At 33.2% G+C, this 18,320-nt stretch carries 17 protein-coding genes; 14 read left to right on the forward strand and 3 right to left on the reverse strand.

All coding sequences use genetic code 11. From position 1 onward, the window contains the following. Positions 1-73: 73 nt before the first annotated feature. The gene (locus tag AC1QSP_RS08940) at positions 74-475 is read right to left on the reverse strand and encodes a hypothetical protein (protein ID WP_322971627.1); all 402 of its coding nucleotides are present in this window, start codon (positions 473-475) and stop codon (positions 74-76) included. A gap of 96 nt (positions 476-571) precedes the next feature. On the opposite strand from AC1QSP_RS08940, the gene AC1QSP_RS08945 reads away from it, so the two are divergent. Further along, positions 572-1,087, forward strand: coding sequence for a thioredoxin family protein (locus AC1QSP_RS08945; protein ID WP_484078396.1), 516 nt, complete (start codon positions 572-574; stop codon positions 1,085-1,087). 61 nt (positions 1,088-1,148) lie between these two features. Here AC1QSP_RS08945 and AC1QSP_RS08950 read toward each other — a convergent pair whose 3' ends face one another. Then, the gene (locus tag AC1QSP_RS08950; RefSeq protein ID WP_484078397.1) at positions 1,149-1,844 is read right to left on the reverse strand and encodes an ABC transporter ATP-binding protein; all 696 of its coding nucleotides are present in this window, start codon (positions 1,842-1,844) and stop codon (positions 1,149-1,151) included. A 244-nt stretch (positions 1,845-2,088) separates the two neighbouring features. Here AC1QSP_RS08950 and AC1QSP_RS08955 point away from each other — a divergent pair, with 244 nt between their 5' ends. The 13 genes from AC1QSP_RS08955 (at position 2,089) to AC1QSP_RS09015 (ending at position 16,336) form a co-directional block, all read left to right on the forward strand. Further along, positions 2,089-2,910, forward strand: a complete 822-nt coding sequence (locus tag AC1QSP_RS08955) for a prephenate dehydratase (RefSeq protein WP_484078398.1) — start codon at positions 2,089-2,091, stop codon at positions 2,908-2,910. Beyond that, positions 2,907-4,043: a pyridoxal phosphate-dependent aminotransferase gene (locus tag AC1QSP_RS08960; RefSeq protein ID WP_484078399.1), complete on the forward strand. Its 1,137-nt coding sequence runs from the start codon at positions 2,907-2,909 to the stop codon at positions 4,041-4,043. Before AC1QSP_RS08955 ends, AC1QSP_RS08960 begins: the two co-directional genes overlap by 4 nt. Continuing rightward, the gene (locus AC1QSP_RS08965; protein WP_484078400.1) at positions 4,040-4,891 is read left to right on the forward strand and encodes a prephenate dehydrogenase; all 852 of its coding nucleotides are present in this window, start codon (positions 4,040-4,042) and stop codon (positions 4,889-4,891) included. Before AC1QSP_RS08960 ends, AC1QSP_RS08965 begins: the two co-directional genes overlap by 4 nt. 35 nt (positions 4,892-4,926) lie before the next feature. Then, positions 4,927-6,006 carry a chorismate mutase gene (locus AC1QSP_RS08970; protein WP_484078401.1) on the forward strand — a complete coding sequence of 360 codons (1,080 nt, stop codon included), beginning with the start codon at positions 4,927-4,929 and terminating at the stop codon, positions 6,004-6,006. Positions 6,007-6,012: 6 nt separating this feature from the next. Beyond that, the gene (gene rsgA / locus AC1QSP_RS08975) at positions 6,013-6,930 is read left to right on the forward strand and encodes a ribosome small subunit-dependent GTPase A (RefSeq protein ID WP_484078402.1); all 918 of its coding nucleotides are present in this window, start codon (positions 6,013-6,015) and stop codon (positions 6,928-6,930) included. Between the two features lie 303 nt (positions 6,931-7,233). Beyond that, positions 7,234-9,180 carry a hypothetical protein gene (locus AC1QSP_RS08980; protein ID WP_484078403.1) on the forward strand — a complete coding sequence of 649 codons (1,947 nt, stop codon included), beginning with the start codon at positions 7,234-7,236 and terminating at the stop codon, positions 9,178-9,180. 5 nt (positions 9,181-9,185) lie between these two features. Continuing rightward, positions 9,186-9,854, forward strand: coding sequence for a response regulator (locus AC1QSP_RS08985; protein ID WP_484078404.1), 669 nt, complete (start codon positions 9,186-9,188; stop codon positions 9,852-9,854). An 87-nt stretch (positions 9,855-9,941) separates the two neighbouring features. Then, positions 9,942-10,214 carry a hypothetical protein gene (locus AC1QSP_RS08990; RefSeq protein ID WP_484078405.1) on the forward strand — a complete coding sequence of 91 codons (273 nt, stop codon included), beginning with the start codon at positions 9,942-9,944 and terminating at the stop codon, positions 10,212-10,214. A 97-nt stretch (positions 10,215-10,311) separates the two neighbouring features. After that, positions 10,312-10,761 carry a D-aminoacyl-tRNA deacylase gene (gene dtd / locus AC1QSP_RS08995; RefSeq protein ID WP_484078406.1) on the forward strand — a complete coding sequence of 150 codons (450 nt, stop codon included), beginning with the start codon at positions 10,312-10,314 and terminating at the stop codon, positions 10,759-10,761. 4 nt (positions 10,762-10,765) lie between these two features. Beyond that, positions 10,766-12,661, forward strand: a complete 1,896-nt coding sequence (locus AC1QSP_RS09000; RefSeq protein ID WP_484078407.1) for a DUF3857 domain-containing protein — start codon at positions 10,766-10,768, stop codon at positions 12,659-12,661. Between the two features lie 5 nt (positions 12,662-12,666). Next, a complete protein-coding gene (locus AC1QSP_RS09005; protein ID WP_484078408.1) occupies positions 12,667-14,685 on the forward strand; it encodes a transglutaminase domain-containing protein in 2,019 nt (672 codons plus the stop codon). 92 nt (positions 14,686-14,777) lie between these two features. Then, positions 14,778-15,104: a nucleotide pyrophosphohydrolase gene (locus AC1QSP_RS09010; protein ID WP_322971612.1), complete on the forward strand. Its 327-nt coding sequence runs from the start codon at positions 14,778-14,780 to the stop codon at positions 15,102-15,104. 2 nt (positions 15,105-15,106) lie between these two features. Next, entirely contained in the window at positions 15,107-16,336 is a 1,230-nt protein-coding gene (locus AC1QSP_RS09015) for a 3-phosphoshikimate 1-carboxyvinyltransferase (protein WP_484078409.1), read from the forward strand. Between the two features lie 53 nt (positions 16,337-16,389). Here AC1QSP_RS09015 and AC1QSP_RS09020 read toward each other — a convergent pair whose 3' ends face one another. After that, entirely contained in the window at positions 16,390-18,222 is a 1,833-nt protein-coding gene (locus tag AC1QSP_RS09020; RefSeq protein WP_484078410.1) for an ABC transporter ATP-binding protein, read from the reverse strand. Between the last annotated feature and the right edge of the window lie 98 nt (positions 18,223-18,320).

Raw genomic sequence — 18,320 nt, forward strand, 5'->3', positions numbered from 1 at the left:
ATGATTCTTTTTATTATTACTTATAAATCAGAATGATGTTCTGATAAAATCTGTGCAAAGATAAGGATTTCCTTTAAAGTTTACTATCTGTTCTATTTCTCACCCACCGCACCAAAATTTTGTTGCCATTAAAGCTCATAAAATACCCATCGAAACAATCGCATGATGGATTATAAATCATCGTATAACGGTTGACTGTTTGATTATAATTCAATTTTCTAAAATGAAGTTGAGGATATTTAAAAAGAATGGAATCACTCTTATCCATATCCAACCCATCCTGATAATCAAAAATAATTTTTGAAGGTGTATTTAATTCAAGATGAATTTGAGCCGAATCTGAAATATAATTTTTTTCCGTGGTATTTTCTCCAAATCCCATAAACAGTTGAGTCCACTGACCATTTAGATTTTTAGCATGATTGACACATCCAAATAATCCAAACACCATTAATCCAATTGTAATCTTTTTCATATCAAATTGTTAACTAAATGCAAGATACTTATTTTCTGAAAATTATGATGATTTACAATTTATCGTTACATTTACTCTACTTATTTAATAGAGATTATGAAAATTAAAGCCATCTTATTCAGTTTATTTATTACCATTGCCAGTTTTGCAAATGCACAATCAGCAACTGAGATCATGAATAAAGCTTATCATCAAGCCAAAGTCGAAAATAAAAATGTCTTTTTAATCTTTCACGCTTCTTGGTGTGGATGGTGCAAGAAGATGGAAAAAAATATGGAAGATCCTTTGGTAAAAGCATATTTTGATCAAAACTATGTCAAAGCATTTATCACGATAGAAGAACGCGGTGAAAAAGCAACATTGAATACTCCTGGCGGAACTGAATTGGTGGAACAATTAGGTGGAAAAAATCAAGGTTTACCCTATTGGGTCATTTTGGATGAAAATGGAAACGTTTTAAAAGACTCTAAGATCAACGGTGAAAATGTAGGTGGACCATCTTCTGAGCAAGAAGTCGATTATTTGATTTCAACATTAGCACCAACTTCTAAAAATCAAAAAGTAGACATTGATAAAATAAAAGAAGTCTTTATTTTAAAAAAGAAAGCATAATGTAAAAAGCCTTCTGTATTCTGAAGGCTTTTTTTTATACTTCTATATATTATAGAATAAATTATTTTGTTAAAGCTTGGAACGCTTCTTCTAAATTTTGATATTGTCCTTTGAATTCTTCAATTGGTTGATCGGCTACAATCTCACCTTTATTTAATAAAATTACACGCGAACATAAAGCTTCTACTTCTTGCATAATGTGTGTTGAAAGAATAATCGTTGTGTCTTTACCAATTTCACGAATCAATTCTCTGATTTCAATAATTTGGTTTGGATCCAATCCATTGGTTGGTTCGTCTAAGATTAAAATCTGCGGTTTTGATAAGATGGCTTGAGCAATCCCGACACGTTGTTTATATCCTTTCGATAGCTGATGAATCTTTTTATGTTGCTCTGGTGTTAGTCCAACTAATTCGATCACTTCGTCTACTCTTTGCTTTTTTTCGCCACGAATGTTCATGACAAATTGCAAAAATTCTTTGACGTACATATCCATGTACAACGGATTATTTTCCTGTAAGAATCCAATTTGACTTTTGGTTTCGATTGGATTTGTGTTAACTGAAGAATTATTTACTAAAATTTCTCCATTATCTGGAATAATTGCATTGGTAATACTCTTCATTAGTGTCGACTTCCCAGCACCATTCGGACCCAATAAACCGACCACTTCACCTTGTTCTATCGAAAAAGACACCTTATTCAGTGCCAATTGATTACCGTACTTTTTTGTTAAATCTTTGATGATTATTCCCATCCAGCGAAAAATTTTTGATAAAATTATTAAAACGTAAGTTCGTTTAAAAAATTATTTAATAGCTTTGTTTTACAATTTACAAATTAAGAAATGACAATGTTCAATTATTTTAACGCGTTTTTCTTTTACTTTTTTGGATGGTATTCAGAAGAGCAGGGACTGCGTTGTCATAATTGATTGAATATATTAATAAGATAAGAAAGTCCCGCCACGTGCCGGGGCTTTTTTTTTGCCTAAAATCGAAATGAAAACAAAAGTAGCTATTCAAGGAGTCAAAGGGTCGTATCACCACGAAGCGGCTGCAAATTATTTAGGAGATGAAATCGAATTGATGGAATGTGATACATTCAAGCAATTGGCTAAAGCCTTAGCAAAAGGGAAAGTGGACAAGGCGGTTATGGCCATTGAAAATACGATTGCTGGAGCTATCCTTCCGAACTATGCTTTAATTACCAAATATGGATTAAAAGTAGTCGGTGAAATTTATCTATCGATTCAGCATCAACTCATGGTTCAGAAAGGTCAAACTTTAGAGGATATTCAAGAAGTACGATCGCATCAAATGGCCCTTTTACAATGCGATAAGTTTTTGGAAAAACATCCCGATTGGAAAATTGTAAACGATGTGGATACTGCTTTAACAGCGAAAGATATTGTCGATCAAAACTTGGATTACGTTGCAGCGATTGCTTCTCGTAAAGCAGCCGAAGTTTACGGGTTGGATATTTTAGCCTCGAGCATCCAAACCTTTCAAGACAACTTTACACGATTTTTTGTCTTAGAACGTGAGCACATCGATTACGAAGATTTCAATAAAGTATCAATGCGATTCTCCGTTCATCACAAAGCTGGAGCATTGGTTGAGGTCTTAAATCATATTGCCGAATGCGGAATTAATATGGATAAAATTCAATCAGTTCCGATTATTGATAAACCTTGGGAATACTCCTTTCATATCGATATCACATTCGAGGTCAAGCAGCAATATTACACGCTTTTAGGCAAAATTGCGAAGAAATTAACAGATTTAGAAATCTTAGGAGAATACAAAAAAGGAAAAGAATGATCACAGAAGCCCAACGTTTACAAAGTGTTCAAGAATACTATTTCTCGAAAAAACTTCAGGAAATAGCGAACATGCAAACGGAAATTCCAATTATTTCTTTAGGGATTGGTAGCCCTGATTTGCAACCAGCACCTGAAGTGATTGAAACATTAATCACAGCCTCTCAAGCTGGTGTTAATGGCTATCAAAGTTATCGTGGCTTACCGATTATGCGAAATGCAATGGCACAGTTTTATCACCAACAATTTGGTGTCAAATTGGATTCAACTACTGAGATTTTACCCTTGATGGGATCCAAAGAAGGAATCATGCACATTTCCATGGCTTTTTTGAATGAAGGAGATAAAGTATTGATTCCAAATCCGGGTTATCCAACTTATACGTCGGTAACTGAATTGGTACAAGCCCAACCATTATTTTACGATTTAAAAGGTGAGAATAATTGGTTACCTGATTTTGAACAATTGGAAAAATTAGCGGAGCAAAAACCCAAAATAATGTGGATCAATTATCCGCATATGCCCACTGGTGCAACGGCTTCACGAGAAGTTCTGGAACAATTGGTGGCATTTGCAAAACGCCATCAGCTTTTAATTGTGAATGATAATCCGTATAGTTTTATTTTAAATGATGAGCCAACGAGTATCTTATCCATTGAAGGTGCTAAAGATGTGGCAATTGAATTAAACTCATTGAGCAAAACTTTTAATATCGCGGGATGGCGTGTTGGAATGGTTTTAGGAAAAGAAGAATTCATCCAATCGATTTTAAAAGTAAAGTCGAATATGGATTCGGGAATGAACTATGCGATACAACAAGCTGCCGCTAAAGCTTTAGAAGTTTCAGCAGATTGGTATCAACATTTAACGAAAGTGTATGCTGAACGTCGTGAAATGATTTATCAGATCTGTGAAAAGCTTAACGTTACCTACGATACGAATGCGGTTGGAATGTTTATTTGGGCCAAATTGCCTGAAGGGATTGATGATAAGGAATTTATTGATGAAATCTTGTACGATAAAAAAGTCTTTATCACTCCTGGTAGTATTTTCGGTAGCAATGGAGAAGGTTACATCCGATTTTCATTGTGTGCGTCAGTTGAAAAATTAAATGAAGTCTTGGAACGCTTATGAAAACAGTAACCATTGTAGGTTTAGGATTAATTGGAGGTTCCTTTGCCCTAGCCTTAAAAAAAGTGGGGTTAGCAGACACGATTATTGGCGTAGATGCTGACTTGCAACATTGTCGCGAAGCACTAGAATTAGACATCGTTGACACGTTGGGCGATTTAAAAGAATCTGTTTTAGTCAGTGATTTGGTAGTCTTAGCGATTCCGATTAATGCCATACAAGCCACGCTTCCTAAAATTTTAGATTACATCCCAAAAGACACAATCGTAATGGACATGGGATCGACTAAAGCTGGAATCGGAGCCATCGTACGTACTCATCCGAATCGTAAGAATTATGTCGCCACCCATCCGATTGCCGGAACAGAAAATTCGGGACCAAAAGCAGCATTTCCGGAATTGTTCATGAACAAAGTTTCCATTATCTGTGATCCAGAAGAAAGTGCTTTAAGTGCCGTAAAAAAGGTTCGAAAAATTTATCAAAACCTTTGGACCAATGTCATTACGATGACCTCTAAAGCTCACGACGAACACATTGCTTATGTCTCTCATTTATCGCACATCACCTCTTTTGCTTTAGGGCAAACGGTATTAGAAATTGAGAAAAATGAAAAAGCCATTTTTGATATGGCAGGTTCTGGATTTGAATCAACCGTTCGTTTAGCGAAAAGTTCACCTGAAATGTGGACACCAATTTTTATCCAAAACCGAGAAAATTTGCTGAATGCCATTAATGCTTATGAAGAACAAATTAAAAAAATGAAGAAGATGATAGAAGATGCCGACGCAGCAACTATCCACGAATACCTGTCGAACACAAACGACATTAGAAGAATTTTAAATAAATCATAATACCTAAATCTATATACCTTAAATTTGTAACAATTATGGAAAATAATAACTGGATCAACCAATTCGAGAAACCACTTATCATCGCAGGACCTTGTAGCGCTGAAAGTGAAAAACAAATGATGACAATCGCTGAAGATATTGACAAAGATTATGTTAAGGTCTTTCGTGCGGGAATTTGGAAACCTCGTACTAAACCAAACTGCTTTGAAGGTGTTGGAGCGATTGGATTAAATTGGTTGAAAAAAGTAAAAGATGAGCATGGAATGATGATTGCAACTGAAATTGCAAACGCTAACCATGCTAAATTAGCTTTGGAATATGATGTCGATGTTTTATGGATTGGAGCTCGCTCTACTGTAAATCCATTTACTGTACAAGAAATTGCTGAAGCTTTACGCGACACCGATAAAATTGTTTTAGTAAAAAATCCTGTTAATCCAGATTTAGATTTATGGATTGGAGCATTAGAACGTTTAGAAGGGCAAGGAATTAAAAACTTAGGTGCCATTCACCGTGGATTTTCGACGTACAAAAAGACGAAATACCGTAATAATCCACAATGGCAAATTGCTTTAGATTTCAAAAACAAATTACCGAATATTCCAATTATCTGTGATCCATCACACATCTGTGGAAACAGAGAAGGATTATTTGATGTATCTCAACAAGCTTTCAATTTCGAATACAATGGATTGATGATTGAAACACATTGTACACCAGATGAAGCATGGTCGGATGCGGCACAACAAATTACGCCAGCTCGTTTAAAAGAAATTTTAATGGCATTAGAGTTACGCCAATCAGACGATCCAGATTCGATCTATAAAGCTGGAATTCAGAATTTACGTCATCAAATTGATGAATTAGACACAACAATTCTTGATACGATTGCGCAACGTATGAAAGTAGCGAATTCGATTGGAGAATTAAAGAAAGAACACAATGTAGCTGTCTTCCAACCTGAACGTTGGAAACAGATCAAAGAAAATTCTGTAAAAGCAGGAGCTTCGTTAGGTTTATCAGAAGATTTTGTTGATAAATTATTACAAGCTATTCACCAAGAATCCGTTGCTCAACAGAATAATATTATGATTAAAAAAGAAGAAAAAATATAATACCGTTTGAAAGGAATTGTAACAAAATCTACAGGGAGTTGGTATCATCTTCGTACAGAAGATGGTTCAACTTACCAAGCCAGAATAAGAGGAAAATTTAGAATTGCAAATATCAAACATACCAACCCTATTGCTGTTGGTGATGAGGTCGATTTTGAAATCGATAAAGATGATGTTGCTGTGATAACTAAAATCCACGATCGTAAGAATTATATTATTCGAAAATCGGTTAATTTATCTAAAAAGACGCATATCATTGCATCCAACATTGATGTCGCCTTTTTGGTGGTCACAATGTCTAATCCGAAAACATCGTTCGGGTTTATTGATCGATTTTTAGTCACTGCGGAAGCCTACCAAATTCCTGTTGTTATATTATTCAACAAATTGGATGCTTATACCGAAGAAGAATTAGAAGATCTTCATTTATACAAACACATTTATAATTCGATTGGATACGAGTCGTTGGATATTTCTGCTGAAACTGGATTAAATTTAGATTTAGTTAAAAATAAGATGACAGATAAAGTAAGTTTAGTTTCAGGACATTCAGGAGTTGGAAAATCAACTTTATTGAATGCTTTACATCCAGAGTTGAACTTAAAAACGCATCAAGTTTCCGATTTCAATAGTAAAGGTCAACACACGACAACATTTGCTCAAATGTTCGAGTGGCCTTTTGGAGGTTTTATAATCGATACACCGGGTATCAAAGAATTTGGTTTGGTTCATTTAGAAAAAGCTGAATTACAGAATTATTTCCCAGAAATCTTTGAGTTAAGAGACGGATGTAAATTTGATAATTGCATCCATGTGAATGAACCGAAATGTGCGGTTCAAGATGCCGTTGAAACAATGGCAATAGCACCCTCTCGTTACGAGAGTTACTTAACCTTCTTGGAAGAGGATATTTATAATCAATAAGAACTAAAAAGAGTCCAGATTTTATTTGGGCTTTTTTTATATTTACATGTATAATTTACCCGATTGATACGTCTTGTATTTATAAGCTCAGTTTTTATTTTAACCTCTATTATAAACCATAATGTAGAGGCCGAAACTAAAGTCTTTATATGTAAGAGTCCCAACGGTAAAAAATACCACTTTACTTCTTCATGCCGCGGGATAAAAGCCTGTACTCATCCCATTGTTAAATTAAAAATTTCTGAAGCCAAAAAACAGGGCAAAACCATTTGCGGATTTGAAGATTAAACCTATTCATTAGAGATGAAATTTATTACTTACATTAAATTATTGACTTCCTTTACAACTTTATCTCTAGTGCTAAATTGTAAAGAGACGAGTACAGAACAAACTACAAAAGCGTCGACGGATAAAACGATTGATCAATTGTTTAAGGAAATTGACAATAAAAAAGTTGCGCCGAAACTACGGATCGATAAATCAGAACAAGCCATTGCTTTGGCTAAAACTCAAATGAATGATTCGGTAGAGTTTGCTGCACGTTTCAAGAAAATGGAACTACTTCGATCTTTGGAACTCGAAGACAAGGCCCATTTGTACAATCATCAAATTATTGATTGGACCAAAAAAATCAATAATAAAAAGTTAGAAGCCGAAGCTTATTTTAATTTCGGGAACTATTTCTATGATGAGAATAATATGGACAGTGCCTTTTACTATTATAATTATTCCAAAAATTATTATTCGCAAATCAATGATAGTATCGGTTTAGCAAAATCGTCACTGAATATGGCAATCATTTTGAATGATAATGGCGATCATTCCGGAAGTGAAAACTTAGCCATGGAAGCCTTGAATGCGTTAAAAAATTATCCAAAACATCCTTATCTCACACCAATTTTTAATTCATTAGCCATCTCCAGTGGAAGCATGCTTAATTTTAATGAAGAATTGTATTGGTATGATCGAGCTTTAGAATTAAATACGGATCATTACTTTAAAGTTTCGATTGAGAATAACAAAGCAGTTGCGTATACGCTATTGAAACGATACGATGATGCCATTAAAACTTTGGAAGCTGTAAAAAATGATACCATTTTAGATAACGAACTGCACTTAAAATCTAAAGTGATTGACAACTTAGCCTATGCTAAATGGTTAAAGAATCCATCTTTGAATATAGAAAGCGAATTACTAAAAGCTTTAGATATTAGAAAAGAGATCGATTATGCCCATGGACAAAGCGTTAATCTGCAGCATCTTTCTGAATATTATGAAGCAAAAGATCCTCAGCGTGCAGCGGATTATGCAAAACAGATGTATGATTTATCCTTTGTAACTGGAAATATTGAAGCACGTCTATCTGCATTAAAGAAACTTATAGAAATCAATTCGGGTTCTAATCCTAGCGTTATCAAAGAATTTATTGAATTAAATGATAGCCTCCAATTATCACGAAGCAAAACCAAATATCAATTTGCTAAACTGAAGTATGATGCGGATAAGAATCGCAATGAAATACAAGCATTATCCCTGGAAAGAGCGGAACATTTATTAGAATTAGAACGTGCTAAAATTTCAACCATCATTGCCATTGCAATACTTATAATTGCAATTATCATTTTTTATGTAAGAATATATCAACAGAAACAAAAACGTAAGAATGATCGTCTGAAAACCATTTACGATACGGAAGTATCACTTTCGCAAAAGTTACATGATGAGTTGGCTAATGATTTATTCAATACCATTACCTTATTAGAATCCATTCAATTTGAAAATCAATTTTTAAAGAAAAAATTATCCGATAATTTAGATCATATTTATGCCCAAACCCGTAGCATTTCACGCCAAACAAATACAGTAGATACAGCCAATTTTAAAAAAGAATTGGACAGTATGCTAGCATCTTATAAATCTGAAGATGTGAACATCATAACCAAAGGAATTGATTTAGTGAATTGGGACACGATGGAAAATCATACTAAAATTGTGATTTATCGCGTATTAATGGAATTAATGACCAATATGAAAAAACACAGTGATTGTTCTTTAGTGGTTATTAGTTTCTTGCAGGAAGGCAAAAATTTAGAAATTAAATATGTTGATAATGGTTCAATTTCCATTGATCAAGACATTTTATCAAAAAATGGAATCCGAAATATGGAAAACCGCATTCGTGGTATTGATGGAACTATTAATTTTGAGATTTCTAAAGGTTTTAGGGCCTTTATCAATATTCCAAATTAACGTAAATGATTAAAAATATATTAATAGCAGAAGACATTGATAGTATAAACACGGGCATTTTAAGCATTTTAAAAGAAAAATTCTCGTTTAATATTCAACATGCCAGTTCATGCGATAATGCATTTTTAAAAATTAAAAAAGCGATTCAAGAGAACAACCCATTTGATTTAATTATCTCTGATTTATCCTTCAAATCGGACGGAATGCTAACGCCTAAGTTAAAAGATGGTGAAGAATTAGTCAATATGATTAAAACCATTCAACCTGAGATTAAATCAATTATATATACCATTGAAGATAAACCTTCATTAATCAAACGATTAAAGGAAGTTTCTGAAGTAAATGGAATTGTATTGAAAGGTTCATTGAGCTTAAATGAATTGGTAAAAGCCATCACGCATATCGATCGTGGTGAAAACTATTTTACTCAAGAAGTTTTACAGTTAATCAAAAATGATTCGACAGCAACAATTGAACCTTATGATATTATCTTATTAGAACACTTAGCGCAAGGTCTGTCGCAAGAAGAAATTTCTTTTTCATTAAAGAAGAACAATATTACTCCTACCTCTATTAGTGCGATTGAGAAAAAAATTAATCGCCTAAAAAACATTTTAAAAGCGAAAAATAATATCCAAATGATTGCCATTGCCAAAGATATGTCTCTCATCTAAATTATTTTCCAAAAAAAATCCATTGTTTACGGATTTCCGTAATCAATACGATGCGAGTAGAAGTACATTTGTTAAAATTTAACACCAATGGACAACTACTATATTGAAGTTACTTTTGATTTTGATGACACTCTAATCAAAGAAAAAGAAATTTTTTTAGACTATTTGACAAGCGAACATTGGATCAACCTTAATTCTGAAAGAAACTGGAAAATCGGTTTTAAGAAAGAAATAGGTGCTCAAAAAAGATTCGATATTATCAAACATGATCTAGAAATTGCATCTAAAATCTCTAAAATTAAAGCGGTGGATTATGCTTTAATTTCTAATGAATCATTATTTTTTGGTTCCATTAATTAAAACATTCCTAACTAATCATAATCCAACCTACTAAACTATAAAAATCGAGTCCAACCTTAACCCTGTTGGACTTTTTTCTTTTTTGTATTTTTATCCCATGAGAACAATTATTCAGCGCGTACAACACGCTTCTGTAAAAGTAAATGGTGAAATTACAGGCCAAATCAATCATGGATTATTACTGCTTGTAGGATTTGAACCTGATGATCAACAAGAAGACTTCGAATGGATTGCAAAAAAAGTCACTCAATTACGAATCTTTGGGGACGAAAATGGCGTAATGAATTTAGATATCAATCAAGTGGATGGGGATTTACTTGTCGTGTCTCAATTTACATTACATGCTTCAACTAAAAAGGGAAATCGACCTTCATACATCAAAGCTTCTAAGCCCGATTTAGCCATTGAACAATATAATAATTTTTTAAACGTTTTAGAATCAACATTTAAACCTGTTCAAAAAGGCATATTTGGAGCAGATATGAAAGTAGAACTTTTAAATGATGGTCCAGTTACAATTTATATGGATTCTCGAAACAAGGAATAACCTAATGAAACACATTTTACCTCCTACACTACTAACTTTTTTACCCTTTACATTATTTGCGCAGTTTTATCCTGTACACGAAATTCCAACAGCATTAACTCAAGATGCTTATGCCGTTGTCCGTTCAGCAAATACCCATATTCAACTCAATACGGTTAATCAATTTAAATATTCGGAAGAAGTTGTAATTACTGTATTTGATAAATCGGGAGATCCATTCGTTAATGCCCATCAGTTTTATGATCCAAATACGAAAATTGAGGCATTTGAAGCTGAATTATACGATGATCAAGGAAAGTTGATTGAGAAATTTAAATCAAAGAATTTTAGCGATGTCAGTGCGGTCTCGGGAGGCCAATTGTACACTGATGATCGTGTTAAATATTTAGCTTTTACCCCGACTTTTTATCCCTATACAATTCGATACAAAGTTTCAACTGTTAATAAAAATACTATTTTTATCCCCAGATGGTCTCCTATCTATAGTACTAATTTGTCTATCGAATCGGCTCAATATACATTTACCAATAACAGTACTTCAACAATAAGACATTTAGAAAAAAATGTTTCTACATATCCCATTTCCAAAGAAATCAATGGAAATGAATATCGTTATGCCTTGAAAAATCTTAAACCAATGCAATCCGAAGAGATGATGGTGAATTGGCGAAATATTGTACCACAAGTTATATTTGCGACCAACCAAATAAATATTGATGGTACACAAGGGACTTTCGATAATTGGAATGACTACGGAAAATGGTCGTATCAAAATTTAATCCAAGGAAAATTAGATTTTACACCAGTTCAAAAAGCTTACTTTCAGAATTTAGTCAAAGACGCTCAATCAGAGAAAGAAAAAGTAAGCATTCTTTATAAACATTTACAAAATAAAGTACGCTATATTGGTGTACAGCTTGGGATTGGGGGCTTATCTCCTTTTCCAAATTCATATGTCGAAACCCGAAGCTATGGCGACTGTAAAGCTTTATCCAATTATATGATTGGGATGTTAGACGCTGTAGGAATCAAGGCCTACCATACCATTTTATTTGCTGATAATGCACCCATTGATATCGATGAAGAAATGATGTATCAACAAGGGAACCATATGATTGTATATGTTCCATTAAAAGAGGAAGACATTTGGGTAGAAGCGACAAGCCAGAGTTTATCTTTTAATCTACTGGGAGACATGAGCAGTAATCGTAAAGTGTATATTTTTGATGAACATGGCGGCAAAATCATTCCTTCTCAAACTTTAAATCATACCAATAATATATTAACAACCAAAGGTCGAATCGAAATTACATCAGATGGGAAAGCAAAAATTACATTGCATGAAATTTCTGATGGATTATTTTATGCCGATAATTCTGCTGTTAAATCGTATGTGAAAAAAGATCAGATGGAATATTTCAGAAGAAAATTCCCTGTATTGGCCCAGCCAAAGATTGATCAAATCGAATTTAAGGACCATTGGGATAAATCATCATTTGAAACCATTCTAGAAGTTACTTCCGATAACTTTGCTAAAAAACAGGGGAATCATCTGATTTTTAATTTAATTCCTGGGAACAACGAAACAACGACTTTAAAAAAAGCTAAAACTAGAGTTCACGATTTCCATATTTCAAGAGGGTATACCGATAAGATGAGCTTTGAAATAATTGTTCCGTCAACCATTAAAGGTAAAATTCAATTTGAACCCATTCATATTGTCACAGAATTTGGTTCCTATGATTTGAAAATTGAACAAAAAACCGAAAACACCTATCTTTTAACAAGAACTTATCAACAAATAAAAGGCAATTATGATTCAACTAAATTCAATGATTACGTAGAATTTAGACGACAAGTTGCAGCCAACGATAACATAAAAACACTATTAGAATTCTAAGACAAATGAATCATTTATTTACCATCGGAATTACAGCACTTGCAGCTGTTACGACTCAAGCTCAAGAAATTAAATTCGGAAAATTCACAAATGAAGAAATTGAGAAGACTCAAAGTAAAATAAATCCTAATGCCGCTGCAGAAGTATTATATTCGAGTGCAAAACATACGGTTGATTGGGATCAATCTTCTGGCGATCTTGTCAAAAAAACTCAAATCGTTTATCGCATCAAGGTATATGATAAAGACAAAACCCCTGATCATATTTTATCATTAGAGATTCCCATTCGAACAGGAAATTCGAAAACAAATACAGAAAAAGTGATTTCTTTGAAGGCTTCTACCTTTAATCCTGAAGGGAATACGATGAAAGAATATAAAGTAGAACGTAAAGATATTTTCACAAAAAATGTTCATAACTATTTAAACTTACAGACACTAACTTTCCCAAATGTAAAAAATGGTTCTATCTTAGAGTATATGTATGAGGTTTCATCTCCATTTTATTACAATACAGACACTTGGTATTTTCAAGAAACGATACCTGTTGTAAAAAGCGTATTAACGTTAGAAACGAATGAAGTTTTATCTTATTTGGATGATTTTAGAGGACAATTTACTTTAAAACCAAAAACTTCAACGAAAAAAGCACGTGGATCTTACAAAATTCAAGGAAGTCGAGGCATAGACAACGTTTCTTCAGCTTTCGAAGCTTCTTCTGTGGGATCTTTTGAATATACCATTAACATGAAAACGTATGAGGCCGAAAATCTTCCAGGATACGAGAGAGAAGCTTATGTTTTAAACCCTCGTAATTTATTATCATCTGTTCGTTTTGAATTAGGTTCTTATAATCCAAAGAATGGCACGCCACAACATTTTTCTACGACTTGGGAAAGAATTGGTAAAGATTTACTGGATAGCGAATCTTTTGGTCGCCAATTAAATGGTAATAATTTTTTAGATGATAAAGTCAAAGAAATTATTGCGAATGCATCCAATGAATCCGAAAAAATTAAGGCTATTTATAATTTTGTAAAGGATAATTATAAATGGGATGAATATAATAGCATTTATACAGACAAAGGAATCCGTAAAACTTTTAACGATAAAATTGGAAATGTTGCAGATATCAATTTGATGCTTGTTTCAATGTTAGAAAAAGCAGGATTCAAAGCTAACCCAGTTGTCTTAAGCACAGTTCAAAATGGAATGTTAAACTATATTTTTCCTTCAAAAGCGAAATTAAATTATGTTATTGCATCCGTTCAAATCAATGGGAATGATATTTTAATGGATGCTACGAATCCTTTTGCAGATGTAAATGTATTACCCATGCGTGTTTTAAATCATCGTGGAATTTTAATTTCTAAAGATGGTGTGCGTGAAATTGATTTAGTCAATACGATAATGTCTACAGATAAAACACAAGTTATTGCGACCCTATCACCCGCTGGTAAAATCAGTGGAACATACAACAATTATCATGATAATTATTTTTACATCAATGATAAATCCGAAATTCAAGATGATCCAAAAGCTTTCGAAAAAGAATTTATTGCGCAATATAATTTTGATATCGAAAATTTCAAATCCTTAGATAATGGAAATAAATTGATACGTCATTCCTTTAAATTTGATGGGGTACAAGCAGATGTAGCTGGAGATAAAATTATTTTCAATCCTTTATTATTTGATGCTTTAGAAAATCATCATTTAAATTATGAAACGCGAAATTATAATATCGAGTTTGGAACTCCGATGAACATTCACAAGTCGTTTAAAATCAAAATTCCTGAGGGATATAAAGTCGAAAGCTTGCCGAAAGCCTATCAAGAAAAAGTTATTAATGATGCTGCCGCCTATGTTTATCAATACGAAGAAAAAGATGGATTTATTCAAGTTACTTCAATACGTGTTCTACCTTACAGCGTCTTACCAAATAATTATTATCAACCATTTAAAGCCTTTATGACAAAAGTTGTAGAAGCCGAAACACAGCAAATTGTATTGGTAAAAAGCTAAAAATATATTCAAATACAATATTAGCCAATGGGAATGTCCATTGGCTTTTTTTATTTTGTACATTTACTTTATTAATTAATAAAACAGACGAAATGAGTTTAAAACAAGCACAACAAGACGTAGATAATTGGATTCAAAACCACGGTGTTCGTTATTTCAACGAGTTAACGAATATGGCTCAATTAACAGAGGAAGTTGGAGAAGTTGCGCGTATTATCGCTCGTCGTTACGGTGAACAATCCGAGAAAGAATCAGATAAAAACAAAGATTTAGGAGAGGAATTAGCCGATGTTATTTTCGTAGCCCTTTGCTTAGCAAATCAAACAGGTGTTGATTTAGAATCTGCATTCTACAAGAAATTAGATCTTAAAACCCAACGTGATCACGATCGTCACCAGAATAACGAGAAATTAAAATAAATATGATTTTAATTTCACGATCAAACCTACATTTAACGGGAGAGCTGCAAATTACAGGCTCGAAAAGTGAGAGTAATCGACTTCTCCTTTTAAATCAATTGTTTCAAAATGCCCTTACATTAGAAAATGTATCCAATTCCGAAGATTCTCAATTGATGCAAAATGCATTAGCGAATACTTCTGATGTTATCGATATTCATCATGCGGGGACAGCCATGCGTTTCCTTACGGCTTATTTTTCTATCCAAGAAGGTCGTACCGTAACGTTAACTGGCTCTGATCGTATGAAACAGCGTCCTATTGGGGTATTAGTGGAAGCACTTCGTGCATTAGGAGCAGATATTACTTATATTGAAAATGAAGGTTATCCTCCTTTAAAGATCAATGGTAAAAAAATTACAGCTTCTGAGATTACGATACCGGCAAATGTCAGCAGCCAATACATTACGGCTTTGATGCTTATCGGAACTCAATTGGAAAAGGGGTTAACGATTACTCTTGAAGGAAAAATTATTTCGATTCCATATATTCAAATGTCTATTCAAGTATTGAATCGTATTGGTGTGAATGCAAAAATGGAAAACCAACAAATTAAGGTCGATTACACGCCAACTGTTGCTTCACAAACGATACAAGTGGAATCCGATTGGAGCTCGGCTTCGTACTATTATTCTTTAGTTGCTTTAAGTCCAAATAGCGAAGTAACAATTGCAACGTATTACGAGGCTTCTTTACAAGGCGATTCAGCTTTACAAACCATTTATAAAGATAATTTTGGTGTTGAATCAATATTCAATAACGGAAAATTAACTTTAAAAAATAATTCAAATTTTACGTATTCAGATGTAATAACGTTAGATTTAAACAATACGCCAGATATTGCACAAACTATCGCTGCCACTTGTGTAGGGTTAGGTTTAAAATGTTATTTAACAGGGTTAGAAACCTTAAAAATTAAAGAAACGGATCGATTACAAGCTCTACAAAATGAATTAACAAAAATGGGAGCTGTGGTCGAAATTACAGACGACTCTTTAAGCATTAAACGTTACAATGTGTTTGAAAATACGCCTGTATTGAAAACTTATAATGATCATCGAATGGCCATGTGTATGGCGCCTTTAGCGATTAAATTTCCAATTCAGATTGAGAATGAAATGGTGGTAGAAAAATCTTATCCTACCTTTTGGGAAGATTGGAAAACACTTGGATTTGATTTACAATCTTTATAAACTAAAAAAGCATCGAGTAGTTCGATGCTTTTTTTTTATTGTGATTGAAATGGTTAACCAAAATTTTGCATGCTTACTAAATTGGCATAAGCACCTCTTTGTTCTATCAATTGTTCATGACTCCCTTGTTCAATGATTTTTCCAGCTTCCATCACTACAATTTTATCTGCATTTTGAATTGTTGATAAACGGTGTGCAATTACTAACGAAGTTCGATTTTGCATCATGTTATTTAATGCTTTTTGCACCAACTTCTCTGATTTCGTATCTAATGCAGATGTCGCTTCATCCAAAACCATAATGGGAGGATTTTTATATACTGCACGTGCAATAGATAAACGCTGTTTTTGACCACCAGAAAGTTTACTTCCTCCTTCCCCAACTCCTTCATTGTATTGATTTTCTTGCTTAACAATGAATTCTTCTGCATTTGCAATTTGAGCTGCTTTCTTTATTCCTTCTTGATTTGGATGGAAATCCCCTAGTGAAATGTTATTTGCGATCGTATCGTTGAATAAAATAGAATCCTGAGTAACCAAACCGAATAAATCACGGTATTTTTTCAATTGAATTTCTTTAATATTTACTCCATCAATCAAAATTTCGCCTGATTTCACATCCCAAAAACGTGTCAATAAATTGGCTAATGTTGATTTACCCGAACCAGATTGTCCCACTAAAGCAACGGTTTCTCCTTTGTTTATCGTTAAGTTGAAGTTTTCGATGATTGTTTCATCTCCGTATCCAAATGTCACATTCTTGAATTCAATTTTATCTTCAAACGCTTCGATTGATTTTGCTCCAACATGATCTTTTATCGAAACATCCGCATCTAATACTTCAAATAAACGTTGAGCTGAAACTTCTCCTTTTTGAATATCAGATAAAGCTTTTGAAAATTTCTTAATTGGATCAAGTAAAGTATAAAATGTTCCAATGTAAAAGATAAATTCAGATCCCGATAATCCATTTCCTTCTAACGACAATTTCCCTCCAAAAAATACAATTAAACCAATTGTAATCGCCCCTAAAAATTCACTGGTTGGTGAAGCTAAGGCACGCTTTTTCATTACTTTTTGTAAATATTTTCGATAGCGATTGATCGATTGGTCAAATCGTCCTTTGACTTGTTCGTCGGCATTAAAAATTTTGATAATCTTCAAAGCGGATAAGGTTTCATCTACATATGTAATGATATTGGATAATTCATTTTGTGCATTGCTTGCGGCACGTTTTAAACTTTTACCAATCAACGAAATAATTGTCCCCATAATTGGAAAAACCAATATCGCAAACAATGTCAATTCCATACTCGTAACGAATAAAACCGTTACAAACACAAGAATCATAATTGGTCCACGAATAATCTCTACAATGGAATTTAAAATATTACCTTCCACTTCATTCACATCATTAGAGATGCGCGTAATCATATCTCCTTTTCGTTTTTCGGTAAAGTAAGATACTGGTAATTCTAAGATTTTATTGTGCAAATCAATTCGTAAGTCTCGCGTTACCCCTGAACGCATATCCACTAAACATGTTTCCGATAAAAAACTAAAGATATTTCGAAAGAAAAATGCGACAATAAATAATATACACGAAATAGCTAAGACAAAAATAGGCCCTTCAGTTTGTGTAATATCACTCATTAAATAGCCTGAGTAATCTGAAAAATAATCTTTTAACTCTGATATTTTTCCTGAATAAACAGGTTTTGTAAATATTTTATTTTTTTCTTCTCCAAATAAGATGCTTAAAATTGGCATCATAAAAGCTAACGCTACAACGTTGAAAATGGCATAGAGTACATTAAAGAAAATCGCCGTACCAAACGACGTCTTATAAGGTTTAATGTATTGTAATGCTCTTTTATTGAAACTCATTGAAATGAATATTTTATACTGGACAAAGCCCAATTGAAGGTACAAATTTAGGCAAAAAATAATGACTATCTTCTAAATCGAAAATAGTCATCATTAAG

This window comes from Faecalibacter sp. (genome assembly GCF_057177045.1).